This window comes from Hymenobacter sp. DG01 (assembly GCF_006352025.1).
Lineage (GTDB): Bacteria > Bacteroidota > Bacteroidia > Cytophagales > Hymenobacteraceae > Hymenobacter.
Genome location: NZ_CP040936.1, coordinates 3,387,768 through 3,398,977, shown reverse-complemented (window position 1 = coordinate 3,398,977; position 11,210 = coordinate 3,387,768). Strand labels below are relative to the sequence as shown.

9 protein-coding genes are annotated in these 11,210 nt (G+C 58.4%); 3 read left to right on the top strand and 6 right to left on the bottom strand.

Annotated elements, in window-relative coordinates:
* Positions 1-124: 124 nt before the first annotated feature.
* Together FGZ14_RS14425 and asnS are read left to right on the top strand one after the other, a co-directional pair.
* Entirely contained in the window at positions 125-1,159 is a 1,035-nt protein-coding gene (locus FGZ14_RS14425; RefSeq protein ID WP_180754363.1) for a hypothetical protein, read from the top strand.
* 125 nt (positions 1,160-1,284) lie between these two features.
* On the top strand, positions 1,285-2,691 hold the full coding sequence (gene asnS, locus FGZ14_RS14420; protein ID WP_139924930.1) for an asparagine--tRNA ligase: 1,407 nt from the start codon (positions 1,285-1,287) through the stop codon (positions 2,689-2,691).
* A gap of 134 nt (positions 2,692-2,825) precedes the next feature.
* Here asnS and FGZ14_RS14415 read toward each other — a convergent pair whose 3' ends face one another.
* The 6 genes from FGZ14_RS14415 to FGZ14_RS14390 form a co-directional block, all read right to left on the bottom strand.
* Complete coding sequence (locus tag FGZ14_RS14415; protein WP_139924929.1) at positions 2,826-4,148, bottom strand: hypothetical protein; 1,323 nt, start codon at positions 4,146-4,148, stop codon at positions 2,826-2,828.
* A gap of 3 nt (positions 4,149-4,151) precedes the next feature.
* The gene (locus FGZ14_RS14410; protein ID WP_219601027.1) at positions 4,152-5,408 is read right to left on the bottom strand and encodes an MBOAT family protein; all 1,257 of its coding nucleotides are present in this window, start codon (positions 5,406-5,408) and stop codon (positions 4,152-4,154) included.
* Positions 5,409-5,632: 224 nt separating this feature from the next.
* Positions 5,633-5,884 (bottom strand): hypothetical protein, encoded by a 252-nt coding sequence (locus FGZ14_RS14405; protein WP_139924928.1) that lies wholly within the window; start codon positions 5,882-5,884, stop codon positions 5,633-5,635.
* Between the two features lie 57 nt (positions 5,885-5,941).
* Positions 5,942-6,184: a hypothetical protein gene (locus FGZ14_RS14400; protein WP_139924927.1), complete on the bottom strand. Its 243-nt coding sequence runs from the start codon at positions 6,182-6,184 to the stop codon at positions 5,942-5,944.
* A 191-nt stretch (positions 6,185-6,375) separates the two neighbouring features.
* Positions 6,376-6,837 carry a hypothetical protein gene (locus FGZ14_RS14395; RefSeq protein ID WP_139924926.1) on the bottom strand — a complete coding sequence of 154 codons (462 nt, stop codon included), beginning with the start codon at positions 6,835-6,837 and terminating at the stop codon, positions 6,376-6,378.
* 154 nt (positions 6,838-6,991) lie between these two features.
* Positions 6,992-7,774: a hypothetical protein gene (locus FGZ14_RS14390; RefSeq protein WP_139924925.1), complete on the bottom strand. Its 783-nt coding sequence runs from the start codon at positions 7,772-7,774 to the stop codon at positions 6,992-6,994.
* A gap of 262 nt (positions 7,775-8,036) precedes the next feature.
* Between FGZ14_RS14390 and uvrA the strand changes: the two genes are divergently transcribed.
* Positions 8,037-11,162 carry an excinuclease ABC subunit UvrA gene (uvrA, locus tag FGZ14_RS14385; RefSeq protein ID WP_257883237.1) on the top strand — a complete coding sequence of 1,042 codons (3,126 nt, stop codon included), beginning with the start codon at positions 8,037-8,039 and terminating at the stop codon, positions 11,160-11,162.
* Positions 11,163-11,210: the final 48 nt, after the last annotated feature.

Here is an 11,210-nt window from a genome sequence, read left to right as displayed (position 1 = left end):
GGGAAAAAGTTGGGGTAGCTTCTCGAGCCGCCGCCGCTAAAGGGCCAGCATTGTCATAAATAGAGCAAGCGCCAATTGGCAGGTCAGTACCTTGCTCCCGACCCCAGGCATTGGCAACACGAAAATGATCAGGATTACCAAGCTTCACGATTCTTCCGCGCCGTTGGCATACAGCTATACGAAGCGCTGCCTCGTTGTGGCGGGCGGCACCTGCGCCGTGGCCCTGGATGGCGACAGGAGATTGTGGCGGGTATCGGTTGCTGATCCGGCGGGTAGTGTTCAGGACTTGAGTAAATGGTCAGCGCCTTACCGGGAGCTTGTTGCCTCGGGCGCTTTTCTTTACGCTGAAAAGCTGGGCGGCGGCGCCCTGTTTGCCTACAAAGAGGGCTTTGGGGTGGTGTTCAGCGAGCAGATACTGCTTTTCGACACTGCCTCGCAGGCGGAGCCTTTCGTGTATGAGATTCTGAATTCAAGCGGTGCCCCGCAGAACTTATCGGCCCGCTTTGTCAGTGAGGTAGGGCGCCCTCAATTGGCTTGCTGGATGCCCGGACAGCCAGCACCAATTGCCGTAGCGTATGATCATCAGCAGTTTGTAGGGCGCGCTGTATTTGTTGGCTATCTGGAGCCGTATTCGGCTACTGCGTATCGGCTGACGCGGGAGCCGCAACGGCTAACACTTGCGCCCGCTGTGGCGGCCCATGTGCCAGCTTCCCTGGGAGGTATAGATGAGCCTGTGGTTGTGGCCCTACGCCCACAAGGAGGCGGGCTGCAGGTAGCAACGGCCGGCGGGTATTACTCCTCTCAGCTGTTGGGAAGGCCTGCGAAGCTGCCCTTGTTCAGGGTGAAGCCCGGCACCACCGAGCTTGTTTCGCTGGACCAGCAGTTGCCCATTCTGGGCTCTGCGCCGCAGTTCTCCTCAGATAACCAGTACGTAAGCTGGAACCGGTACTCGCCGGTGGCTCAGGGCGGCTTATATTTTTATAATCTGCTGAATACGGAAACAACCCGCCTGGGCTTCCGGCAAAAGGTGTTCACTACGGGCCTGTTTCATGAGAAAGGCGAGATGCTCAAACGGCTCAGCTTCTACCGGCTAGGCCCCTATCTCTGGCTATTCTCCGGGCAGGGGCACAGCTTGTTCGAGGTACAAGACTTGGATTAGCATAAAGCCCCCGGTTTCAACATCGGAGTCGGTCTAAAACCGTCAAATCAGTCTAGAGCACATAATTCGTCTGGTCAAACATTTATCTTTGGTCTGATTTTACCGTTTTCCCCTTTTCTCTTCCAATGTCCGACCTCCGAAGAACCAGCGTGCAGGACTTGCTCCGCAGCACTGAGCTGGACCGCGAAGTGCTGGTAAAAGGCTGGGTACGCACCCGCCGCGGCAACAAGTACGTGCAGTTTATTGCCGTGAACGACGGCTCCGGCTTCAATTCCATTCAGGTAGTTGCCAACGCCGAGCAGTTCCCGGAGGAGAAGTTGAAGGCGGACGGGGTAGAAAACGGAGCCGCCGTGCAGGTGCGCGGCCGGCTGGTAGCCTCCCAGGGCAAAGGCCAGACGGTAGAAATCCAGGCTTCGGAAATTACGGTGTACGGCTCCGCTGACCCCACTACCTACCCCCTGCAGAAGAAGGGACACTCCCTGGAGTTCCTGCGCGAAATTGCCCACCTGCGCCCCCGCACCAACACGTTTGGGGCAGTGCTGCGCATCCGGCACGCTATGGCCTTTGCCGTGCACCAGTTCTTCAACGACCGGGGCTTCTACTACGTCCATACGCCCATCATCACGGGCTCCGATGCCGAGGGCGCGGGTCAGATGTTCCGCGTAACCACTCTGCCCGACCAAAATCCGCCCCTGACCGAAGATAAGTCGGGCGTGGACTACAAGCAGGACTTCTTCGGCAAGCAAACCAACCTCACGGTTTCGGGCCAGCTGGAAGGCGAAATTGCGGCCATGGCGCTGGGCAAGGTCTATACCTTCGGCCCCACGTTCCGGGCCGAAAACTCCAACACGGCCCGCCACCTGGCCGAGTTCTGGATGATTGAGCCCGAAGTATCTTTCAACGACCTGCAGGACAACATGGACCTGGCGGAGGATTTCCTCCGCTACTTGGTGCGCTATGCTCTCGACAACTGCCAGGACGACCTCAAGTTCCTCAACGAGCAGTACGACAAGGAGCTCCTGAACCGCCTGCAGTTTGTGGTGGACAACGACTTCCAGCGCCTGAACTACACCGAGGCCGTGGAAATCCTGAAGTCGGCTAAGCAGAAGTTTGAGTTCCCCGTGGATTGGGGCACCGACCTGCAGAGCGAGCATGAGCGCTACCTGGTAGAGAAGTACTTCAAGAAGCCGGTTATCCTGACCAACTACCCCAAGGATATCAAGGCGTTCTACATGAAGCTCAACGACGACGGCAAAACCGTGCGGGCTATGGACGTGCTCTTCCCCGGCATCGGCGAAATCATTGGGGGTTCGGAGCGCGAGGAAAGCCTGGAGAAGCTCACCCAGCGCATGGCCGAAATGAACGTGCCCGAGCATGACCTGTGGTGGTACCTGGAGCTGCGCAAGTATGGCACCGCACCTCACTCCGGCTTCGGGCTAGGCTTCGAGCGCCTCATCCTGTTCGTCACCGGTATGGCCAACATCCGCGACGTAATCCCCTTCCCCCGCTTCCCCAAGAGCGCAGAGTTTTAATCACGGATTTTGTGAACCTGGCTCTTCCTGCAACGGCCGTCCATATGGGCGGCCGTTGTTGCTTTTAAGGCGGGCAGCGGCATCTGCCGGAACAACAGGCCAGGGTTGACACAGAAGGCAGGGGTAGCTTCGGGCTACTTGCCCAACTCCTGCTCGTAGCGCTTCACCGCTTCGTTGTAGAGCATGTAATCAGGGTTCTGGTGGTCTTTGTAAGCCTGCTCCCAGATGCGCTGCTGCAGTTCCTTGTCGCCCCGCAATTTCTCTACATGCACATTGATGCGTGCTCGGTCCGCATCAGTGAAGGGGCACAGGAAACCGAAGGCATTGTCGCTGAACCCGTGGTCGAAATTGCCCAGGTTAGGCTCCGAAAACAATACCACCACCACGTCACGGCCGGTTAGCTGGGCTGGACGGTCGAGGGCACTAACTTGCCGCTCTTCACCCGTGTTGGCTTCTCCGGCCCAATCGACGGCATTATTATAGTACCAAAATCGAGTTTTCTCGCTGAATGCACCCGGAACAAATGGAATCAGATTCCAGACGAAACTATCCCCTACTAGCAGCAGGTTAGGCTTGCGCTCTGCCGGCTTGGGCGGCTCAAACTCCAGCTTAGGGTAAGCCAGCGTAAACTCCGTCGGCTCCCAAATCAGGTTCAGCACCTTGGTCAGGTCGTTATCGGTTTCGCGGGGCTGGTCGCTGATTTCGCGCCCCGTGAAGCGGTGCTGGGGCATCCGGATATGGCTGCGGTGCTCGATGTAGCGGAATAGCGTATCTGCGGCCAGCATGCTGCCATATACGCTCCAGTGAATACCGCCCCGCGAAAAAAGCGGATACTTTGCAGTGTCTTTCCAGGCCAGAAACAGTTGGTTGAAATCAAGCAGGTTGATGCCTGCCGCTTTCATGCGCGGCGCCAGAGTCGAGTAGTTGGAGGGCGTCCGGCGGGCTTTCCGGGCCTGATAATAGGAGGGCCAGTACTCAGAGTAAAAAGTGGCCTTGCCGGGCGCAATGACGAACACAAGCAGGGTGCCGCGCTTGGCCAATGCCTCCTGTACCGCCTTAAACTTATACACGTGCCGGCCTACCTCAGCCTCGCCCATAAACTCGCTGCCTAGGTTGATATCCAAGGCGTTACCGTCGAAGAGGATGCCTTTTTCCCCAACCACTGTGTTGTTGGCCCGCCCGACGTTGAACAGAGAAAAGGCCAGCTGGTTGCGTAGCCGGATGAGGGGCTCGCGGAAGCCCGCGCGGTCCTCCAGGTAGTGTTCCAGGGCGGGTTGATAGGAGTTATCCCGCAGGCCCTCCCAACTCAGGTCGGGGTGCGGAGCCCGCTCGGCATAGCCTGTAAGCTCGGTGAATTTTACGAAGTGAAACTTGCTTTGTAGCGCGGGTAGCGCTAGCAGCGCCATAAAGAAGGCAAAGAACAGCCGTTTGGCAAGCAGAGAAACCGGAGCAGCCATCCTTTAAAAGCGGAAATAGATAAACGGGTTAAATGTGCTGCCTATGATGTAGGCGAGGCTTAACAGCAGCAGGCCACTGGTAAGCAACCCTACCCCCACCAGGCGGCCCAGCGCGAAGGGCTGGGTGGAAAACAGGCTAACCTCCCACCGCTCCACTCGGGGAAGAGCTGCCATAAAGGAAAACCCGGCCGCCAGGACCAACACCGTCCAGAACTCGGTGGTGTAAAAAGGCAGCGGCGCCCAGCCCCCGGTAAACATCTGCTTCAGGTAAGCCAGTGCGTTGGTCAAACTTTCGGCCCGGAACAGCACCCAGCCTACTATGGTGACCAAAAACGTGGGCACGATGCTCAGGGCACCCAGCCGCTGCGAAATGCGTAGCAAAAACAGCCGGTCCAGAATCAGGAAGAGGCCGTGAAAAGCACCCCAGGCAATAAAATTCCAGGCCGCTCCGTGCCAAAAGCCCGAGAGAATAAATACGGTGGAAAGATTGACGTACAAACGCCCGGCAGAAACGCGGTTGCCGCCCAGCGGAATATAAAGGTAGTCGCGCATCCAGCGGCCCAGCGTGATGTGCCAGCGCTGCCAGAACTCCGTAATGCTGCGCGACACGTAGGGGTTGTTGAAGTTTTCCGGAAACTGAAACCCGATCATGCGACCGATGCCAATGGCCATATCGGAGTAGCCCGAAAAATCGAAGTAGATCTGGAAGGTGTAAGCCAGCGCGCCCAGCCAGGCCAGTGGCGCCGACAACTCAGTTGGATTCAGCCCAAAAATCAGGTCGGCCTGCTCGCCCAGAACGTTGGCAATGAGCACCTTTTTGGAGAGGCCTACTACAAAGCGGAAGAAGCCGGCCAGCTTATGGTCAATAGTGTCGAAGGCGCGGCGGTCGGTGAGTTGATCGGCTATTTCGTGGAAGCGTACGATGGGCCCCGCTATCATCTTAGGGAACAGCATGATGTAGAGCAGGAAGTCCCAGAAGCTGCGTAGAGGTTTATTTACCCCTCGGTACACATCAATGGTATAGGTCAGCTTTTCAAAAGTGAAAAACGAAATACCGATGGGCAGTACTACCTGCTCCCACGTGAGCGGGCCGCCTCCCAGCGAGCTACTAACGACGCTGAAGTTCTCCAGGAAAAAGTTGGCGTACTTGAAATAAAAAAGCATTGCCACATTCAGGACAATACTGATAATAAGATAGATGCGCTTCTGCCAGTTGTGAGCCCGGTCCATGAACCGGATCAGCACAAAGTTGACGACCACAGAAGCCAGAAAAAGCCCCAGAAACTGCAGGCCGCCCTAGGCATAGAAGAGCAGGCTAGCTACCAGAGCAACGGCATTTTTCAGCCGGGTAGGAACCAGAAAATAGAGTAGTAAGAAGCCCGGTAGAAAGTAAAATAGAAACAGCGTACTGCTAAAAACCATGCCTTGCCTTGTCAAATGAACAGCACAAGGTAGGCAGGCCGGGGCTATTCGTGGTAACCGCTCTAGCAGTAATTCCGCAGCTCCTTATCATCCATGGCTACGAGGGCATCGAGGCGCAGCTCGAAGCCGTCGTGCAGGCGCAGATATTCTACCTTGTCCTTGATGTACAGGTCCTGAATGATGCCGTGGTAGGTGCTGGGCGGCGTATCGGGCTGGGTGCGGTAGGTGAGGGTGCAGGGTTGGCCGGTGGTGGCACGGGCTTCCAGCTCATCGTAGAAGGAGCAGCTGATGGGGCGGTAGGTTGGCTCTGACATAGGGGGTAGGCAACGAGTACCTTCTTCCTACGTCAAAAGCTCACCCAAAGATGAGAACTAGGCAGCCAGCCGGTGCCCGTTCACCGATACCAGCCAATCGAGGCGCAGCTCACAGCCGCTTGCCAGGTACAGGTAGTCCACCTGACCGCGCCGCAGAACGCCCAGCAGACGGCCCCGCACGCTGAACTCAGCCGAAGTGCCCGGTGTGCGGTAAACCAGCAGGCACCGCCGACCTTCGCCCAGTAACAGTTGCAGCTCGGCTGGTAAGCTACGGTGAAGAATGTGCTGAGAAGCGGCCATAGCACCCGGAACGGATTGAACAATAAAAAGATGTGTTAACTCCGTAGGAATACGACAGAAAGCTCCGTTACGGTTTCCCCTTCCCCGACTTCATGCAAACCCTAGGGTAGGCCGGCTACCAGCTAGAACCAGAAAGCCACCCGGCAGGCCGGGTGGCTTTCATAAAGCAAGAAGTAGAACGGAAGGCCTGCTTAGTGCTTGCCGTTGCCTTTTCCTTTGCCGTTACCACCGCCGTGGCCTCCGTAACCGAGCTTTTTCGCCTGGCCGGGAGGTAGGCCTTTACCGCTTTGCAGGCGCTTGACCTGGCCCGGCGGCAGGCTGGCCGGGTACAGCTGGCGGTGGCGGCTAAGCTGTACCCAGGGTTGGGCCCCTACATAGTCCACCACCACGGGATGAAACGAGCTGGTAGAGTACCCATTGAGGGAAGCTACCCGGGTCCACTTGCCGCCGCGCTGCACCACGTAGCGCTGGTCGCGCAGGTCGTAGTAGCCGCCTACCTCCGGGATGTAGTAGTACTGAGTGCCAGCGGGAGCAGCTGGCCCCCACGAAGGCGGGTTGACGTTGATGGTTACCTGGGCCTGCGCCGAGTGGGTGGCCGTGCTAAGCGAAAGGGCCAGTACGCCCGCTAAAGCAAACTTGGGAAAGAATGGCATGATGCTGAAAGTCAGGTGGGAGAAACAGAACCCGGTAATTCTTACAAGAACAAGGCCAACGCGGATACGTTAGCCCTGTTTATTCTACGGCATTAATTGCAAAAAAGCCCTCCGTGGCTAACAGAGGGCTTTTTATAACCGGCAGAAATTGTAGCTACAGGCTGCGCCCCCGGCCTCGGCCACCGGCGTTCGGGTAGGGAGTTCCCTGGTTCTGCGGGCCGCCCGGAGTGCCAGGAGTATTGTAGCTACCCTGGTCGTTACTGCCGTTGCGGCCCTCGTAGTTTCCACGATTGTCGCCGCGGCCGTCGTAGCCACCCTGGTTATCATTTCCCCGGTGGCCGTTGTAGCCGCCACGGTTGTCATTATGGCCATTATAGCCACCCGAGCCGTTCCGGTTATCATCCCGGCGGTCGTAGCCACTACCGTAGCTGCCGTAATTGCTGCGGTAGTCACGGTTGTCCCGGTAGTCGCCGCGGGCATAGCCGCCGTTGGGCGTGTAGTAGCCACCGGGGCCGTAGTTAGGCCGCGGTGCTACCACGTAGCCCCGGCCGGGCCAGTTGGCCCCGTAGTACCGGCCCGGCTGCACGCCCCACCGGTCGCAGTAGGCGCGGTGGTCGCGCAGGTAGCCCCAGGGCTGGCGGCCTACGTACTGCACCACTACCGGGTGGAAAAAGCGCGGATCGTAGGAGGCATAAGCCCGCGGCAATACCGGCGAGCTAACCCAGGCTCCGTACACCGGATCAAAAAACAGATAAGACCGCGAGTACAAATCGTAGTAGCCGTCTATTTCCGGAATGTAATAGTACTGCACGTTCGGGCCAACGGCCGGGCCCCAGTAGGGCGCGTTCACCTGAATCTGCACCTGGGCCTGCGCGCGGTTGCTGTAGAGCAGCAGCCCCAGCGCCATCATGAGGCCAGTTTTGAGCAAGGTTTTCATAAGAGCAAAAAGCAAAAGGGGAGATGCTGACTTAAAGGCAAAAGCCGCACCATAATTTACCGTTTAGACGAAAACCGGAGGTAGGGTTTAAAAGAAGTTTAGTCCTATCCGGGACATTTCCCTACTAGTGCGTGTTATAGCCCATCTGCCCGCTTCTCAGGGCCGGCTACATTCCCCTGATAGGCTTGGCAAATAAGCTATCCGGGGTGGCCGTTGGGCCCTGATTTGCGTACCTTCGCAGACTTATCCGCTTCGCTGCTGCATGGCTAAAAAAACAACTGCCGCTTCTGTTTCTTCTTCCGCTGCCAGCAAACCCGCGGCAGCTTCTAAAGCTGCCCGCCCGGCCAAAACGGCGAAGCCCCAGGCGCCCGACGCTCCGGCGCCTACCCCCACCAAAGCCCGCAAAGCTGCCGCGGCTGTAGCCGACAACGCTACCCGCCACACTACCGCTGCCGTGCAGGCGGTACCTCGCCTGGAAGAGGTAGCCGAAGCCGTGGTGGAAAGCCGGATAACCGGCCAGCTCACTGGCCCTGCCGACCTGGAGGCGCCTTATATTGAAGTGTACGGTGCCCGGGAGCACAACCTCAAGAACGTTTCCACCCAGATTCCGCGCGGACGCCTGGTGGTATTCACCGGCATTTCGGGCTCGGGCAAGTCGTCGTTGGCTTTCGATACGATTTACGCCGAGGGCCAGCGCCGCTACATGGAGACGTTTTCGGCCTATGCCCGCTCCTTCATGGGCGGACTGGAACGGCCCGACGTGGATAAGATTGAGGGCTTGTCGCCGGTTATCAGCATCGAGCAGAAAACCACCTCGCGCAACCCCCGCTCTACCGTCGGGACCATCACCGAGATTTACGACTTCCTGCGCCTGCTCTACGCCCGCACCGCCGAGGCGTTCAGCTACGCTACGGGCCAGAAGATGATCCGGCAGTCTGACGACCAGATCATCAACTACATCCTGAAAGAGTACGACCAGCGCAAGCTCATCGTGCTGGCTCCGGTAGTGAAAGGCCGCAAAGGGCACTACCGCGAGCTGTTCCAGCAGATTGCCAAGCTGGGCTTTACCAAGGTGCGTGTGGACGGGGAGCTGCTCGACATCACGCCCAAGATGCAGGTGGACCGCTACAAAATCCACGACATCGAAATTGTCATCGACCGGCTGGTGGTGAAGGAGGAAGACCGGTTCCGCCTCAGCGGTTCGGTACAGAATGCTTTGACCCAGGGCAAGGGCACCATGCTAGTGCTCGACCCCGACAAGAAGAAGGATAACACCCAGTTTTTCTCCCGCTTCCTCATGGACCCGGCTACCGGCATTGCCTACGATGACCCGGCACCCAACACCTTCTCCTTCAACTCGCCCTACGGTGCCTGCCCTACCTGCAACGGTCTGGGCGAAGTGCAGGAAATCACCGAGGACTCGGTGATGCCCGATAAGAAGCTGAGCATCAGCCGCGGCGGCATTGCGCCCCTGGGCGAGTACCGCGACATCTGGATTTTTCAGCAGCTGAGCCTCATCGTGAAAAAGCACAAGGCCAGCCTGAGTACCCCTATTGAGAAGCTGCCCCAGGACCTGGTAGAGCGCCTCCTGCACGGCGTGCCTGAGGATGAGGACGCGGACCCCAAAAAGGCCAACTACGTGGAGCCGTTTGAGGGAATCATTCCCTTCCTGCGCCGCCAGATGGAGTCCGATTCGGAGAACATCCGGGAGTGGATTCAGCAGTACACCCAGGCCCAGGAGTGCCCCGAGTGCCACGGCTACCGCCTCAAAAAGGAGAGCCTGCACTTCAAGATTGACGGCCGCCACATCGGGGAGCTGTCGGTGCTGGATTTGAACGAACTGGCGGGTTGGTTTGAGGGCCTGGAAGACCGTCTCTCGGAGCGCCAGAACCTGATTGCCCGCGAGCTGCTAAAGGAAATCCGCAAGCGCATCGGCTTCCTGCTGGAAGTGGGCCTCGACTACCTGAACCTGCACCGCTCGGTGCGCACGCTCTCGGGCGGCGAGTCGCAGCGTATCCGTCTGGCTACCCAAATCGGGACCCAGCTGGTGGGCGTGCTCTACATCATGGACGAGCCTAGCATTGGCCTGCACCAGCGCGACAACGAGCGCCTGATCAAGGCTCTGCAGCACCTGCGCGACCTGGGCAACTCCGTGATTGTGGTGGAGCACGACAAGGATATGATTCTGCACGCCGACTACGTGCTGGATATCGGACCTGGCGCCGGCATCCACGGCGGGCAGATTGTGGCCGAGGGTACACCTACAGAAATCTTCAACTCCGGCTCTCTCACCTCACAGTACCTCAGCGGGCAGAAGCACATCGAGCTGCGCAAGAAAAAGCGGGCCGGCGAAGGCAACGAGCTGGTGCTGAAAGGTGCTAAGGGCCACAACCTCAAAAACGTAACGGCCAAGTTCCCGTTGGGCAAGCTCATTGCCGTCACGGGCGTATCGGGCTCGGGCAAGTCGTCACTCATCCACGATACGCTCTACCCCATCCTCAACCAACACTTCTTCAATGCCAAGCGTGAGCCGCTACCCCACGCGGGCATCGAAGGCCTGGATTTCATTGATAAAGTGATTGAGGTGGACCAGTCGCCGATTGGGCGCACGCCGCGCTCCAACCCGGCTACGTACACCGGCGTGTTCACCGAAATTCGCCAGCTATTCGCTTCGTTGCCCGAGGCTAAAATCCGGGGGTACGGACCGGGGCGCTTCTCTTTCAACGTGAAGGGCGGGCGCTGCGAAACCTGCGAGGGGGCCGGTATGCGCACCATCGAAATGAACTTCCTGCCCGACGTGCACGTGCCCTGCGAAACCTGCAAAGGCCGCCGCTACAACCGCGAAACCCTGGAAGTGCGCTTCAAAGGCAAATCCATTACCGACGTGCTCGACATGACGGTAGAAAAGGCCGTGGAGTTCTTCGAGTTTCAGCCCCGCATCCTGCGCAAGATTCAGACCCTGAACGAGGTAGGTCTGGGCTACCTCACCCTGGGCCAGCAAGCCACTACGCTTTCGGGCGGCGAGGCCCAGCGCGTGAAGCTGGCCACCGAGCTCAGCAAGAAGGACACCGGCAAAACCTTCTACATCCTCGACGAGCCTACCACCGGTCTGCACTTCGAGGACATTAACCACCTGGCCGTGGTGTTGCACAAGCTGGCCGATAAGGGCAATACGGTCCTCATCATTGAGCACAACCTCGACCTGATTAAGGTAGCTGACCACATCATCGACATCGGGCCCGAAGGTGGCGCGGGCGGCGGTACCATCGTGGCCCAGGGCACGCCGGAGCAGGTAGCCAAATCGGGCAAGGGGCACACCAGCCGTTTCCTGGCCGAGGAGTTGCGCACCAGCAAGTACGCCGAGGAAAAGCCAGAAAAAGCAGCTTAGCGTTCTATAGTACACGGTAGGGAAAAGCTTCCTGCTCCAGCTTAACCC

Coding starts and splice junctions, on each gene's coding strand:
- FGZ14_RS14390 (WP_139924925.1), bottom strand. CDS start 7,774: ATGAAAACCTTGCTCAAAACTGGCCTCATGATGGCGCTGGGGCTGCTG.
- uvrA (WP_257883237.1), top strand. CDS start 8,037: ATGGCTAAAAAAACAACTGCCGCTTCTGTTTCTTCTTCCGCTGCCAGC.
- FGZ14_RS14405 (WP_139924928.1), bottom strand. CDS start 5,884: ATGTCAGAGCCAACCTACCGCCCCATCAGCTGCTCCTTCTACGATGAG.
- FGZ14_RS14395 (WP_139924926.1), bottom strand. CDS start 6,837: ATGCCATTCTTTCCCAAGTTTGCTTTAGCGGGCGTACTGGCCCTTTCG.
- FGZ14_RS14400 (WP_139924927.1), bottom strand. CDS start 6,184: ATGGCCGCTTCTCAGCACATTCTTCACCGTAGCTTACCAGCCGAGCTG.
- FGZ14_RS14425 (WP_180754363.1), top strand. CDS start 125: ATGATCAGGATTACCAAGCTTCACGATTCTTCCGCGCCGTTGGCATAC.
- asnS (WP_139924930.1), top strand. CDS start 1,285: ATGTCCGACCTCCGAAGAACCAGCGTGCAGGACTTGCTCCGCAGCACT.
- FGZ14_RS14415 (WP_139924929.1), bottom strand. CDS start 4,148: ATGGCTGCTCCGGTTTCTCTGCTTGCCAAACGGCTGTTCTTTGCCTTC.